This window comes from Streptomyces tibetensis (genome assembly GCF_007655005.1).
Taxonomy (GTDB): domain Bacteria; phylum Actinomycetota; class Actinomycetes; order Streptomycetales; family Streptomycetaceae; genus Streptomyces; species Streptomyces tibetensis.
The window spans coordinates 146,410-160,766 of sequence record NZ_SZVW01000001.1 but is presented as its reverse complement, the minus strand read 5'-3'; the positions used below and the strand labels follow the sequence as shown (position 1 = coordinate 160,766).

Below are 14,357 nucleotides of genomic sequence, written 5' to 3'. Positions count from 1 at the left end.
GCAGGACTGTACATGGGGTGTATACGCGATGTGTATACGCCGGGTGTGCAGCTCATGGCGGGCGGTACGGCGGTGCAGGTCGGGACAGGTTGTCACGGTTCCGCAACAGCCGTGGAGCCCGTGCGTTCAGGCCGGGGGCGGACCAGGGGCGGACTCTCCGGGGGGGCCGGGAGGGCCGGGAGGCCGTCCACGCCGGGGCAGTGGTCCCGTGTCCCGCGGCAGGCGCCCCGCCTCCGCCAGCGCCTTCCGCAGCAGGAACTCGATCTGCGCGTTGGCCGACCGCAGCTCGTCCCCGGCCCACCGTGCGAGCGCCTCGTACACCGCCGGGTCCAGCCGCAGCAGCACCTGCTTGCGCTGCTGCTGCGGCCGGCGCTGCGGGCCCTGGCCTTCGTCGGGGACCGTCACTGGTAGAGGGACCCGGTGTTGAGGACCGGCTGCGCGGCCCGGTCGCCGCACAGCACCACCATCAGGTTGGAGACCATCGCCGCCTTCCGCTCGGAGTCCAGCTCCACGATGTCCCGCTCGGTGATCCGGGCGATCGCGGCCTCCACCATGCCCACCGCGCCGTCCACGATCTGCCGCCGCGCCGCGACCACCGCGCCGGCCTGCTGCCGCTGGAGCATCGCCGAGGCGATCTCGGGTGCGTACGCGAGGTGCGTGAAGCGGGACTCGATGATCTGCACGCCGGCCGCCTCCACGCGCGCGTGCAGTTCCACGGCGAGCTTCTCGGTGATCTCCTCGGCGTTGCCGCGCAGCGAGAGGCCGTCCTCCTCGTGCGCGTCGTAGGGGTACTCGATGGCGATGTGCCGCACGGCCGCCTCGGTCTGGGTGGAGACGAACTCGATGTAGTCGTCGACCTCGAACGTGGCCTGGGCGGTGTCCTCCACGCGCCACACCACGACCGCGGCGAGCTCGATCGGGTTGCCGTAGGCGTCGTTGACCTTGAGGACGGCGGTCTCGTGGTTGCGGACCCGCGTCGAGATCTTGGTGCGCGAGGTGAAGGGGTTCACCCAGCGCAGGCCGTCCTGCCGGATGGTGCCCCGGTACCGGCCGAAGAGCTGGACGACCCGGGCCTCGCCGGGGGCCACCATGTTCAGCCCGCACATGGCGAGAAATGCCGCGAGCGCGATCACGATGCCGCCGATGATCAGCCCGGCCTGCGCCCCCGTCGGCCGCACCGAGGTGGCGGCCGCGATCAGACCGGCGCCGGTCAGCAGGCCGAGCAGGCCGAGCAGCAGGGCGAGCCCGCCGCCGATGCTGTGCGCGGTGAACTCCCGCACACGAGGTGCCGGCATCTCGGGCACGTCCGCCGTGACCTGCGGTTCCGATGTGGACATGGGTGATCCCCCGTTTCCCCTGGGGAGCCACTCCTGCATAGCTCCCATCTATCTAAGTGATATCACTTTTCTGGGTCCTGGCAACCCTGCGGGTGTCTCGAACGTCGGTTCCGATGGGAATGGGTGCTGATTGTCACGTCCGCAAAGGGCCGGATCGGCTGCCCTATCTCTTATCTCCCGGTGTTAGCTTTCTGAGCTGACCTGAGCGGCGAACCTGTGTGACACGTGAGCACACATGAACGAAGCGGAGCGGATCGGACTCATGGGACGAGCGGAAGAAAGACGCGCAAGACAGCGCGGTGGGCGCCGTGCGGCACCCAAGAGCCACCGTTCGTCGGGCGCGGCCGGGAAGAGCGGCATACGCAGGCTCTTCACCTGGAAGAAGATCGTCGGCACCTTCCTCGGCCTGTGTCTGCTGGGCATGGGCGCCTTCGTCGTGCTGTACATGGTGATCGGCATCCCCGAGGGGAACGCCGACGCCAAGCGGCAGAGCAACATCTACAAGTACAGCGACGGCTCGATCATGGCCCGCGACGGCAAGGTCAACCGTGAGAACGTCGATCTGTCCCGGGTCCCCAAGGGTGTGCGGCTGACCTTCGTCGCGGCCGAGAACAAGACCTTCTTCAAGGACTCCGGCGTCGACTTCAAGGGCACCGCCCGCGGCCTGTTCAACACGCTGTCGGGCCGGGGCGCGCAGGGCGGTTCGACGATCACCCAGCAGTACGTCAAGAACTACTACCTGACGCAGGAACAGACCGTCTCGCGCAAGCTCAAAGAGATGGTCATCTCGCTGAAGCTGGACCGGGAGAAGTCCAAGGACTACATCCTCGCCGGCTACATCAACACCAGCTACTACGGCCGCAACGCCTACGGCATCCAGGCCGCCGCGCAGGCCTACTACGGCACGGACGCCGAGAAGCTCGACGTCGCGCAGGGCGCCTACCTCGCCGCACTCCTGCAGGCCCCCAGCCAGTACGACTGGGCCGTCGCCTCGAAGGAGGGTAAGAAGCTGGTGAAGGCGCGCTGGAACTACGTCCTGGACAACATGGTCGACGAGGGCTGGCTGAGCGCGTCCGAGCGGGCCGGCATGAAGTTCCCGGTGCCCAAGGAGCCCAAGCCCGCCCCCGGCATGGAGGGCCAGAAGGGCTACCTGGTCAACGCGGCCAACGCGGCGCTGGAGAAGCAGCTCGTCGCCGACGGCACCGCAGACAACACCAAGGAAGCCGAGGCGCTGGTCAACGCCGGCGGCTGGACGCTCACGCTCAACATCGACAAGAAGAAGCAGGCGGCGCTGGAGAAGTCCGTCAAGCAGCAGCTGACCAGCAATCTCGACCCCGACAAGCGCAAGGTGGACGGAGACGTCCAGGCCGGTGCCGCGTCGGTGAACCCGAAGACCGGCGCCGTGGTCGCGATGTACGGCGGCGAGGACTACTTCAAGCACTACACCAACAACGCCACCCGCGCCGACTACCAGCCCGCCTCCACCTTCAAGCCGGTCATCCTGGCCGCGGCCCTGGAGGAACAGGCGAAGACGCAGGACGGCAAGCCGATCAACGCGAACACGGTCTACGACGGCACGAGCAAGCGCCAGGTCGTGGAGGACGGCACCAAGGTCGGCTTCGCGCCCGAGAACGAGGACGACCGCGACTACGGCCCGATCTCCGTCCAGACGGCCATGAACAAGTCCGTCAACTCGGTCTTCGCGCAGATGGGCGTCGACGTCGGCATGTCCGAGGTGGTGAAGGTCGCCGGCAAGCTCGGCATGGACACCGACAACATGGAGGCCGTGCCCGCGCAGACCCTCGGCAGCATGGGCGCCAGCCCCCTGCAGATGGCCGGCGTCTACGCGACCCTCGACAACCACGGCAGGAAGGTCACCCCGGCCGTTCTGAAGTCGGCGGAGCACCTGAACCAGACGGTCCCCATGCCCGACCCGATCGGCGACCCGGTCATCAGCCGCGAGGCCGCCGACTCGGTCACCTCGGTGCTGACCGGCGTGGTCGACGACGGCACCGCACAGGCGTCCGTGCGCAACAACCCCCTGCGCGACGGCCAGCAGGTCGCGGGCAAGACGGGTACGTCCGACAACAACAAGTCGGCCTGGTTCACCGGCTACACACCGAAGCTGGTCACCTCGGTGGGCCTGTTCGGCGAGGACGCCAAGACCCACGCCCAGGTTCCGATGTACAAGGCGGCCGGCGAGCCCCGGATCAACGGCGGCGACTTCCCGGCGCGGATCTGGGCGCAGTACACCTTCGGCGTGATGGGTGACATCAGCAAGTTCGACCTGGAGACCCAGCAGGGCGCGGCCGTCCAGCCGACCTGGACGCCGACGCCCACGAAGGAGCCGACCAAGGAGCCGACGAAGGAGCCGACGACCGAGGCGCCCTCGTCGTCCCCGCCGCCGACGACGGAGGAACCCTCGTCGTCCCCGCCGGCCACCCCGTCGACGAACCCGCCCAGCGTCACCCCGCCCACGACCCCGCAGACGACACCGCCGGGCGACGGCGGCGACCCGTTCGACCCGATCAGGCCGGGCGACGACCAGTAAAGAATGACCAGGAGAAGACATCGAAGGGCGCCCGGTGAAGACCGGGCGCCCTTGCGCATGCGCCTGAAGGGTGCTGCAGAAGGCCTGGTCGCGGGCATTTTGCCTGTATGGGTGGGGTGTTGAGGGTTGAGCCGGTGACTTTGTGCCCGGTCCGCGCCAGCTCCCGTGCCAGCGTGCGGGTCGACTTCACCGTCCACCGCAGCGGGGACATCGGATCGCCTCGCTCGTCCGGCTCGACCAGCGCCAGGAGGGCCGACCGCAGCCCCGGATCGAGATCTGCGGCCCTTTTGCGGCCTCCGCCCGGCCGCCGCACCCGCCCCAGAGGCTCCTCGCCGGCCTCCAACTCGGACACGCCCTTGCGGACCGTGTTACAGAGACGAACCATGGCCCAGCGCATCAGCCGGGCCATGCCAGCAAGAGCGTGCAGGTAGCGCCTTTTGATCGTCAGTCGTCGACGTGGACCCAAGGGGCACCCGTGCAGTCTGCATCGGACGACAGCTTGAGATAGATTTCGGCTTTTCCGTTGTCTCCGTCAGTGAACGTATCAACGAAGAACGTCTGATTCGTGGAATCGTACGTGGACCACGTGTACATCAGTTCATCCGCGTTGTTCGAGTCGTACTCATAGAGGCGAACGGTCGTCGAGTCGTCCGGGTGTCCGGGCCTGTAGAAAGACACCTTGATGTAACCGCCACCCGAAGAGAAATTCTTGGTGTGGCAGCCGTTACCGTCCGCGTCCGGAGAGAACTCGCTATTACCGAGCGACTGCCACCCGGCCTCCGCGGAGGCCGGCGTTGTTGCGAGAGTGGAAAGGGCGAGCACTCCCAGCGCGGCAACCAGCACGCTTCGGAATTTCACAGAATACCCCCAAGTTCTATTTGAAATTAGCAAGCCGCTACGGAAAATGCATGCATTGTCCGCAACAAGCGACGGGTATTATAGCATGGGCGGGGATTCGAATTTCGTGGCGGGATGTCGGGAATCACCTGGAAGGTCGCCATTTGCCTCACTGAAGGATGTCTCGAAGGATGGTCACTCCGTCATAGCCATCATCGAATACCCGGGCGGCGGCGGGCAGTACTGATCAAGGAGAGAACGGCCGTCTACGTCCGGGCACGCCTCGGCGATTGGTCGGGCAGCGCCTCTGCGGGCATCCTGTGGAACACCTGTGGCTCAGGATCACAAGGGTCGGCCTGAAGACTGCTGAAAACGTGAGGTCGAGCGACACGCGAAGATCACGGGATCGGCAGAAGGAAGGGCGCCCGGTGAACACCGGGCGTCCTTCGCTCGTCCCTACGGCCCTTCAGCCCCGGTTCAACTCGAACCAGACCACCTTGCCCGTGCTGAGCCGGGTCGCGCCCCAGCGCCGGGCCATCCGGTTCACCAGGTACAGCCCGCGGCCGCCCTCGTCGGTGGCGCGTGCCTGGCGCAGCCGCGGCAGCTGCGGCACGTCGTCGCCGACCTCGCAGCGCAGCACGTCCGTGCGCAGCAGGCGCAGCGTCACCGGCCGCGAGGCGTATCGCACGGCGTTGGTGACGACCTCGCTGACGAGCAGCTCGACGGAGTCACTGAGCTCCTCCAGACCCCAGCGCTGCAATGCGCGCCGGGCCAGCCGGCGGGCTCGGCCGGGGGCCGCGTCCTCCGGCTCCAGGAACCAGTACGCCACGTCGCTGGGCGCGATCCCGTCGAAGCGGGCGGCGAGCAGCGCGATGTCGTCGTCCCGGTCACCCGGGCCGAGCATGTCGAGCACCTCGTCGCACAGCGCTTCCAGGGGCGGCGGATGGTCCGGCCCGGTGAGCTGCGCGACCGCGGCGAGCTTCTCCCGCAGCTGCTCGATGCCGGTCCACACGTCGCGCAGCCGGGACTCGACCAGACCGTCGGTGTAGAGCAGCAGGGTCGCCCCGGCCGGCGCGTCCAGCTCCACGGCCTCGAAGTCCACGCCGCCGACCCCGATCGGGGCGCCGGCGGGCACGCGCAGCACCTCGGCGCGGCCGCCCAGGTGCAGCAGGACGGGCGGCGGATGACCGGCGTTGGCGATGGTGATGCGGTGCGATACCGGGTCGTACACGGCGTAGAGGCAGGTCGCCATGCGGTCCACGCCGAGGCGCTGGGCCTGTTCGTCGAGGTGGTGCAGGACCTCCTGCGGCGGCAGGTCGAGACCGGCGAGGGTCTGGGCCGTGGTGCGCAGCTGGCCCATGATGGCGGCCGAGGTCATGGAGTGGCCCATGACGTCACCGACGACCAGGGCGACCCGGCTGCCGGGCAGCGGGATCGCGTCGTACCAGTCGCCGCCCACCCGGGCCGTCTCCGCCGCCGGCAGGTAACGGGAGGCCAGCCGCACGCCCGTCGGGCGGGGGAGCGTCTCGGGCAGCATGGTGCGCTGCAGCTCGTCCGCGATGTAGGCCTCGCGGCCGTACAGCACGGCCTTGTCGATGCCGAGGGCGCTGTGCGTGGCGAGCTGGGCGGCGACCAGGAGGTCGTCCGGGTCGAACGCGACGCGCTCGGGGCGGCGCAGGAACAGGGCGGCACCGATCACCCGGCGCCGTCCGCGCAGCGGGGCGAGGATCGCGCGCTGCCCGTCCGGCACGGCGAACTCGCCGTCCTCTCCGAGCAGTTCCGGCAGCGCGGCGCGGGCCGCGGGAGCGTCGGTGAACACCGGGCGCACGCCTCGCAGCACCTCGGCGAGTGCGCTGCCGGGCCGCACCTCGCACAGCTCGGCGCCGACCGTGTCCAGTTCGTTCGGTTCGGGCTGCGCGGCCGGCAGGAAGCCGTTCTCGGTGTCGCGCTCCGCCGGTATCCGGTCGGTGCGGCGCAGCCGCAGCACCAGCGGTCCGGTGGGCCGCTCGTCGCCGACGGGCAGCGGATCGCGCAGATAGACCAGGATCGCGTCGGAGAAGGTGGGCACGGTGGCCCGGCACAGCCCCATGACGATCTCGTCGAGGTCGATGCCGCGGGCGATCCGCCGGGTGGCGGCCCCCACGAACCTGAGCCGGTCGCCGTCCCGCCGCATCGGCGTGGGGCGGCCGGGTGGCAGGCTCTGGCCGCTGCGGCGCTCCTGCCCGTCGTTGTTCACCGGCGGCCGGTCCTGTTCGTCGGCCGGCTGGACCGGAATGCCCTCGGGGGCGGGGCGCGGCCGAGGCGTCTCGCGCTCGGCGGTCTGCTCGGCACCCGGCTGGGAGTGCTCGGAGGCGGGGTCGCTCACGGTGTCCTTGCCCTTGCCGAACGGCGTGGAGGTGCCCGGCTCCGACGTGCCCGGCGTGCTGTGTGCCGTCGTGACCGGAACGCTGACGTCGCCGCCGGGGCGGCCCTGTACCGGTAAGGCGCCGGGCGCACGCGCCGGTGCCGGGGTATGCACGAAAGCCCCGCGGGGGTCCGCGGGGTCGACGCCCGCCTGGGGGCGTTCGAACGAGGTCGGCTGCTCCGTCACGCGTGTCGAATCCATCCGTCCGGGGCTGCGCGCCGCGCGCGCAGTTGGTCCCGCCGAAACTCCGATACCCGGATTACGTGCCCCAGGAACGGAATTCCCGCGTGGTCAGAGGTTGTTCCTGTGCCACCGACGGACCGTCTGCGGCCCGCAGGGGCCTTCTGACGGCCCCCAGGGCCTGTGGCGCAGGCCCTGTCGGTGTTGCCCTCGTACCCCTCGCTCACGTCCTGCCGCCCCTCGGTGACGATCGGTCAAGCCCAGCGCGTGCTCCGGTGGTTGCCGCCGCGCGCCCTTGCGGAGGACGATCCTACGTTTCTTGCCCGGGGGCGCAGCAAGGGTCTCATGAGGACACATGCGCAGGCGTACGGTCCCAGTCCTCCGGCAGTGACGGTACAGCCCAGGAGGGATCCGGGCGCCAGTGCTGCCAGCCTTCCGAGAACGGCGGCCCCCAGGCGCGGATCACCTCCACGGCGTCCCGTCCCGCCTCCTGTACCTTTTCCGCCAGTTGGTCGTCCATCAGCCCGTCCCGGCGGGCCTGGGCGAACTCGTCCTCGTCCCGCCAGTGCCAACTGCGGTCGGGATGGACGGAGATGTCCAGGAAGTGGTCGACGGAGTCGACGCCGCCGGCCCAACGGGTCAGAGGTTCCTCCAGGTTCACGTACCAGTTCTTGAACTGCCAGCCCGGCTCCCAGAACAGCCAGACCGACCAGGGCTCGCCGGGCCGGGCCAGCTTCAGCACGCCCGTGCCGAACCACCGGTCGCGCTGCACGGTCCGCGGCTTGGTGTAGCGCGACTCCAGCGGCTCCAGGTGGACGGGCGTGCCGTCGGCGAGCACGGGCTTCACGCACTCGGTGCCGGGCGCCAGCCACACGGCGAGCAGGTCCGCGTCGTCCCGGACGACGGTGACGGGGCGCGCGATGTGCACCTGCGTGCCGCCGTTCTCCCGGTACCGCCACAGGATCCGGCTCCCGGGCGTCCAGAAGCCTGCCGCACCACCCGTTTCCACGCGTCTCATCGCTCCACCGTCTGCCATGACCAGATATTAGGTGCCGTAGGCATACGACGCTGCGGCGCGTGTCACGGTTCACGCGCCGGGCACACGAACGAGCCCCTTTGTCACGGGTGCGTCATCCGCAGGACATCGAGCGCCTCGTCGAGCTGCTCCGCGGTCAGGTCCCCGCGCTCCACGTACCCGCCGTCCAGTACGACCTGACGGATCGTCTTCCGCTCGGCCAGCGCCTTCTTGGCGACCTTCGCGGCCTCCTCGTACCCGATGTACTTGTTCAGCGGGGTCACGACGGAGGGGGAGGACTCGGCGTACTCCCGCGCCCGCTCCCGGTTCGCGGTGATGCCGTCGACGGTGCGGTCGGCGAGCAGCCGCGTCGCGTTCGTGAGGAGCCGGATCGACTCCAGCACGTTCTTGGCGATGACGGGCAGCATCACGTTGAGCTCGAAGTTCCCGGCGGCGCCGGCGGTCGCGACGGTGGCGTCGTTGCCGACGACCTGGGCGGCCACCATCAGCACGGCCTCGGGAATGACCGGATTCACCTTGCCCGGCATGATCGAGGAGCCGGGCTGGAGGTCGGGCAGGGCGATCTCCGCGAGACCGGTGCGCGGCCCGGAGGACATCCAGCGCAGGTCGTTGGCGATCTTCGTCAGTCCCACCGCGATGGTCCGCAGCTGGCCGCTGGTCTCGACGATGCCGTCCCGGGCGCCCTGCGCCTCGAAGTGGTTGCGGGCCTCGGTGAGGGGCAGCCCGGTCGTCCGGGCGACCTCCTCGATGACGGCGGCGGAGAAGCCGGGCGGGGTGTTGATGCCGGTGCCGACGGCCGTACCTCCGAGGGGCAGTTCGGCAAGCCGGGGGAGGGAGGCCTCCAGCCGCTCGATGCCGTACCGCACCTGGGCCGCGTACCCGCCGAACTCCTGGCCCAGCGTCACGGGCGTGGCGTCCATGAGGTGCGTCCGCCCCGACTTCACGACGTCGGCGAACTCCTCGGCCTTGCGCTCCAGGGAGTCGGCGAGATGTTCCAGGGCCGGGACGAGGTCGCGCGTCACGGCGGCGGTGGCGGCGATGTGGATCGAGGAGGGGAAGACGTCGTTGGACGACTGGGAGGCGTTCACATGGTCGTTCGGGTGGACGCCGCTGCCCAGGCGCTCGCTCGCGAGGGTGGCGATGACCTCGTTGGTGTTCATGTTGGACGAGGTCCCGGACCCGGTCTGGAAGACGTCGACCGGGAAGTGCTCGTCCCACCTGCCCTCGGCGACCTCCCCGGCCGCCTCCTGGATCGCCTGCGCGACGTCCTTGTCGAGGACCCCCAGCTCGGCGTTGACCTTGGCCGCCGCGCCCTTGATCCGGGCCAGCGCCTCGATGTGCGCACGCTCGATGCGCTGCCCGGAGACCGGGAAGTTCTCCACGGCCCGCTGGGTCTGGGCACGCCACTTGGCGTGCGCGGGCACCCGCACCTCGCCCATGGAGTCGTGCTCGGTGCGGTACTCGGTCCTGTCCTGCTCGTCGGTCATCGACGATCACCTCCACGTGTCACAGCGTCAGCGCCGCGACCACTGTTCCCCGCGGAGGCGAGTCATCACCGCCGCGGTCAGGCGAGTCCGGGTCCGCGTACCGGAATGGAGGTGAACGTGGGCGCCGGCGCGGGGTCCTGGAAGAAGTCGTTGCCCTTGTCGTCGACCACGATGAAGGCCGGGAAGTCCTCGACCTCGATCTTCCAGACGGCCTCCATGCCGAGCTCCTCGTACTCGACGACCTCGACCTTCTTGATGCAGTCCTGGGCGAGGCGGGCGGCCGGGCCGCCGATGGAGCCGAGGTAGAAGCCGCCGTGGGCGTCACAGGCGGCCGTGACCTGCTTGCTGCGGTTGCCCTTGGCGAGCATCACCTTGGAGCCGCCCGCCGCCTGGAACTGCTCCACGTAGGAGTCCATCCGGCCGGCCGTGGTCGGGCCGAAGGAGCCCGACGCGTAGCCCTCGGGCGTCTTGGCCGGACCGGCGTAGTACACCGGGTGGTCCTTCAGGTACTGCGGCATCTCCTCGCCCGCGTCCAGCCGCTCCTTGATCTTGGCGTGCGCGATGTCACGCGCCACGACCAGCGGGCCGGTCAGGGACAGGCGGGTCTTCACCGGGTACTTGGTGAGCTCCGCCAGGATCGTCTCCATCGGCTGGTTCAGGTCGATCTTGACGACGTCGCTCTCGTCGAGCTGCTCGTCGGTCGTCTCCGGCAGGAACCGCGCCGGGTCCGTCTCCAGCTGCTCCAGGAAGACGCCCTCGGCGGTGATCTTCGCGACGGCCTGGCGGTCGGCGGAGCAGGACACGGCGATCGCGACCGGGCAGGACGCGCCGTGCCGCGGCAGTCGCACCACGCGCACGTCATGGCAGAAGTACTTGCCGCCGAACTGCGCGCCGATGCCGATCTTCTGCGTCAGCTCGAAGACCTTCTGCTCCAGCTCCTTGTCCCGGAAGCCGTGGCCGAGCTCGGAGCCCTCGGCGGGGATCTCGTCCAGGTAGTGCGCGGAGGCGTACTTCGCGGTCTTCAGCGCGTACTCGGCGGACGTACCGCCGACCACGATCGCCAGGTGGTACGGCGGACAGGCCGCCGTGCCCAGCGAGCGGATCTTCTCCTCCAGGAACTTCATCATGGAGGACTCGTTCAGAACGGCCTTGGTCTCCTGGTACAGGAACGACTTGTTGGCCGAGCCGCCGCCCTTGGCCATGAAGAGGAACTTGTAGGCGCCGCCGTCGGCCGCGTACAGCTCGATCTGCGCGGGGAGGTTGGAGCCGGTGTTCTTCTCCTCCCACATGGTGAGCGGAGCCATCTGCGAGTAGCGCAGGTTCAGGTTCTGGTACGCGTCGTAGATGCCGCGGCTCAGGGCCTCCTCGTCGCGGCCCCGGGTCAGCACGTTCTGCCCGCGCTTGCCCATGACGATCGCCGTGCCCGTGTCCTGGCACATCGGCAGCACACCGGCCGCCGCGATGTTCGCGTTCTTCAGCAGGTCCAGCGCCACGAACTTGTCGTTGCCCGACGCCTCGGGGTCGTCGATGATGCGGCGCAGCTGCGCGAGGTGGGCCGGGCGCAGGTAGTGCTGGATGTCGTGGATGGCCTCTTCGGCGAGCTTGCGCAGCGCCTCCGGCTCCACCTGGAGGAAGGTCCGCCCGTCCGGCCCCTCGACCGTGGAGACACCCTCGGAGGTCACCAGCCGGTAGGGGGTGGTGTCCTCTCCCTGGGGGAGCAGATCGGTGTACACGAACGCAGGGTTGGGTGGGGGGGAATTGCGCGGCATCTCAGCCCATTCCTCACTCGACGGACGACGGCCCGCCTCCGTTGGCGAGCGCCAACCAGCGTAGAACCTGCCGCCGACACGGAGCCTGTGAGGTAAGGCTCAGTTCGTCACACTCGGTCGTGAGGCGGTCGTGAGGCGGTCGTGAGGCGGTCGTGAGGCGGTCGTGAGGCGGTCGTGAGGCGGGGGGTGTCGCGATCTATCGTGTTTGGGTACGCTGCTGCCGTGGACCTTCAGAAGCAGGACCTCCAGAAGCCGGATCTCCGGCAGCAGGGCGCGCCCGCCGTCTCCGAGCTCCGCGCCTCCGACGCCGAGCGCGACCGCGTCGCCGACCTCCTGCGCGACGCCCTGGCCGAGGGCCGCCTCACCGCGGACGAACACGCCGAGCGCGTCGAGGGGGTGCTGCGCGCCAAGACCGTCGGCGAGCTGGAGGTCTTCGTGCGGGACCTGCCCGCGGGCCACCGTCAGGGCCCCGGCCCCGCCCATGCCCCGGCCCCCTGGCGCCCCACCGCCGGCGCCATCCCGATCGACCCTGACGACAACGTGGTCGCGGTGTTCAGCAGCGCCGTCCGCAAGGGCCGCCGGCGCGCGGGCCGCCGTATCCACGCGTACGCGATCTTCGGCAGCGTCGAGATAGACCTCAGCGAGGCCCTCTTCGACCACCAGCAGGTCGTCGTCAAGTCGTTCGCGATCTTCGGCAGCGTCGACATCCGCGTCCCGGAGAACGTGTCGCTGCGCGGCATGGGCGGCGGCGTCCTCGGCAGCTTCGAGGTGGTCACGCTCGACTCGGACGACCCGGAGGCCCCCATCGTCTACGTCGACGGCTGGGCCGTCCTGGGCAGCGTCGAGGCGCGGCCGAGGCGGGGGAAGATCGTCGCGGACATCCTGGACCGGGTGCAGCACAAGGTCGACAGGAGTTTGCGCAAACACCTGGGGCATTGACAGCCGCGAATCCCCCGAAACCGGCGGTTCGGAACTCAGTGCATAGGCGCGCGTACAGCGGGTAGGCCTTGCTGCATCGTCTCTCGCTCGCGAAGCCGTCGTCAGGAGTAGACCGTGCTGCAACCGCCGCATTCGTCCCTGCAGGTCGCTGCCGTTCCGGCCCCGCGGGTGCCTGCGCGAGACAGGGATCAGGACGCCCCATGGCACACCGAGGCGGTGTGCCGGCGCGACGAGGCAGGCCTGTTCTTCGCCCCCTCCAAGGAACCGACCGCCGCCAGGCTGTCCCGGGAGGAAGCGGCGAAGCGCGTCTGCGCCCGCTGTCCCGTGATGGTCGAGTGCCGCGAACACGCTCTGCTCCAGCCGGAGCCCTACGGCGTCTGGGGCGGCCTCACCGCCGCGGAACGCCGTGTGGTTCTGGCCCGGCGGCGCCGCCGCGAGATGGAGCTGAAGAAGACGGCCCGCCCCGCGGACCGGATAGCCGCGGCCGGCTGACGGCCACGCAGCGCGAAAAGGGCGCCCCCACCGCACCGGGGGCGCCCTTTCGTTCATCGGCCTTATCCGGGGGCGCGGGGCCGCATCGACTTGCGGCTCCGCCGCGCGGGCGCGATCGGCCACAGCCGGCCCGCACTCGCCGGCGATCCGCAGCCCCGCTTCCAGACGGCGCTACTTCCCCTTGTCGAAGTCGATCGCGCTGTAGGCACGCAGCTTGCTCAGCCGGTGCTCGGAGGAGATCCGGCGGACCGTGCCCGACCGCGACCGCATCACGATCGAGTCGGTCGTGGCGGTCTCCGCCCGGTAGCGCACCCCGCGCAGCAGCTCGCCGTCGGTGATGCCGGTCGCCACGAAGAACACGTTCTCGCCGGTGACGAGGTCCTCGGTCGTCAGCACCCGGTCGAGATCATGCCCCGCGTCGATCGCCCGCTGCCGCTCCTCGTCGTCCTTGGGCCACAGCTTGCCCTGGATCGTGCCGCCCAGGCACTTCACCGCGCAGGCCGAGATGATGCCCTCGGGCGTACCGCCGATGCCGAGCAGCAGATCGACCCCGGTGCCCTCCCGCAGCGCCAGGATCGAGCCGGCCACGTCGCCGTCGGAGATCAGCCTGATGCGTGCCCCGGTGTCCCGGATCTCCTTGATGATGCCCTCGTGCCGCGGGCGGTCCAGGATCACCACCGTCACGTCCTCCGGCGCGGACCGCTTCGCCTTGGCGACCCGGCGGATGTTCACCGCCACCGGGGCGTTGATGTCGACGAAGTCGGCCGCCTCGGGCCCGGTGACGAGCTTGTCCATGTAGAAGACCGCGGACGGGTCGAACATGGACCCGCGCTCGGCGGCGGCCAGCACCGCGATCGCGTTCGTCATGCCCTTCGCGGTCAGCGTGGTGCCGTCGATCGGGTCGACGGCGATGTCGCATTCGGGCCCGGTCCCGTCGCCCACGCGTTCCCCGTTGAACAGCATCGGGGCTTCGTCCTTCTCGCCCTCGCCGATGACGACGACGCCGTTCATCGAGACGGTGGAGACGAGGGTCCGCATGGCACGCACCGCGGCGCCGTCGGCGCCGTTCTTGTCACCTCGCCCGACCCAACGGCCCGCGGCCATCGCCGCCGCCTCGGTGACCCGGACGAGTTCCAGGGCGAGGTTGCGGTCGGGGGCCTCGGAGGGCACATCGAGTTCGGACGGCAAATGATGATGCTCGGTCATCGGAGCGCACCTTTCTGTACGGCGACGGCCGGATGAGGGTGTTGTCGCCCGACTCTATCTCCGAGCCCGCAAAATGAGCAGGGGCCCCCACGGATGAGCGCGGCAGGGACCTGCGACGA

The 14,357-nt window shown here is 69.7% G+C and carries 11 protein-coding genes and 1 pseudogene; 3 read left to right on the top strand and 9 right to left on the bottom strand.

Annotation, left to right across the window (positions count from 1 at the left end; all coding sequences use genetic code 11):
- Window positions 1–126 precede the first annotated feature (126 nt).
- Window positions 127–456: a type II toxin-antitoxin system antitoxin gene (locus FDO69_RS00715; protein WP_420878472.1), complete on the bottom strand. Its 330-nt coding sequence runs from the start codon at window positions 454–456 to the stop codon at window positions 127–129.
- Window positions 402–1,337 carry an SPFH domain-containing protein gene (locus FDO69_RS00710; protein WP_104777611.1) on the bottom strand — a complete coding sequence of 312 codons (936 nt, stop codon included), beginning with the start codon at window positions 1,335–1,337 and terminating at the stop codon, window positions 402–404. The genes FDO69_RS00715 and FDO69_RS00710 overlap by 55 nt, the downstream gene beginning before the upstream one ends.
- 262 nt (window positions 1,338–1,599) lie before the next feature.
- Between FDO69_RS00710 and FDO69_RS00705 the strand changes: the two genes are divergently transcribed.
- Window positions 1,600–3,888 (top strand): transglycosylase domain-containing protein, encoded by a 2,289-nt coding sequence (locus tag FDO69_RS00705; RefSeq protein WP_104777890.1) that lies wholly within the window; start codon window positions 1,600–1,602, stop codon window positions 3,886–3,888.
- Window positions 3,889–4,009: 121 nt separating this feature from the next.
- Here the strand turns inward: FDO69_RS00705 and FDO69_RS00700 are convergent.
- From FDO69_RS00700 to FDO69_RS00675, 6 genes and pseudogenes are all read right to left on the bottom strand, one after another.
- Window positions 4,010–4,336, bottom strand: a pseudogene (locus FDO69_RS00700) (ISAzo13-like element transposase-related protein); the annotation flags it as partial.
- Complete coding sequence (locus tag FDO69_RS00695) at window positions 4,333–4,731, bottom strand: hypothetical protein (RefSeq protein ID WP_104777610.1); 399 nt, start codon at window positions 4,729–4,731, stop codon at window positions 4,333–4,335. The gene FDO69_RS00695 and the pseudogene FDO69_RS00700, both read right to left, overlap by 4 nt.
- 460 nt (window positions 4,732–5,191) lie before the next feature.
- Window positions 5,192–7,330: a SpoIIE family protein phosphatase gene (locus FDO69_RS00690; RefSeq protein ID WP_104777609.1), complete on the bottom strand. Its 2,139-nt coding sequence runs from the start codon at window positions 7,328–7,330 to the stop codon at window positions 5,192–5,194.
- Window positions 7,331–7,652: 322 nt separating this feature from the next.
- Window positions 7,653–8,345 carry a cytidylyl-2-hydroxypropylphosphonate hydrolase gene (fomD, locus tag FDO69_RS00685; RefSeq protein ID WP_104777608.1) on the bottom strand — a complete coding sequence of 231 codons (693 nt, stop codon included), beginning with the start codon at window positions 8,343–8,345 and terminating at the stop codon, window positions 7,653–7,655.
- An 83-nt stretch (window positions 8,346–8,428) separates the two neighbouring features.
- Window positions 8,429–9,832 (bottom strand): class II fumarate hydratase, encoded by a 1,404-nt coding sequence (locus FDO69_RS00680; RefSeq protein WP_104777607.1) that lies wholly within the window; start codon window positions 9,830–9,832, stop codon window positions 8,429–8,431.
- A 77-nt stretch (window positions 9,833–9,909) separates the two neighbouring features.
- Window positions 9,910–11,601 (bottom strand): fumarate hydratase, encoded by a 1,692-nt coding sequence (locus FDO69_RS00675; RefSeq protein ID WP_104777606.1) that lies wholly within the window; start codon window positions 11,599–11,601, stop codon window positions 9,910–9,912.
- A gap of 222 nt (window positions 11,602–11,823) precedes the next feature.
- Here FDO69_RS00675 and FDO69_RS00670 point away from each other — a divergent pair, with 222 nt between their 5' ends.
- Window positions 11,824–12,540: a DUF1707 SHOCT-like domain-containing protein gene (locus FDO69_RS00670; RefSeq protein ID WP_104777605.1), complete on the top strand. Its 717-nt coding sequence runs from the start codon at window positions 11,824–11,826 to the stop codon at window positions 12,538–12,540.
- A gap of 114 nt (window positions 12,541–12,654) precedes the next feature.
- Window positions 12,655–13,032, top strand: coding sequence for a WhiB family transcriptional regulator (locus FDO69_RS00665; protein WP_053675314.1), 378 nt, complete (start codon window positions 12,655–12,657; stop codon window positions 13,030–13,032).
- Between the two features lie 171 nt (window positions 13,033–13,203).
- On the opposite strand, the gene glpX is transcribed toward FDO69_RS00665, so the two are convergent.
- Window positions 13,204–14,238: a class II fructose-bisphosphatase gene (gene glpX / locus FDO69_RS00660; RefSeq protein WP_104777604.1), complete on the bottom strand. Its 1,035-nt coding sequence runs from the start codon at window positions 14,236–14,238 to the stop codon at window positions 13,204–13,206.
- Window positions 14,239–14,357 lie beyond the last annotated feature (119 nt).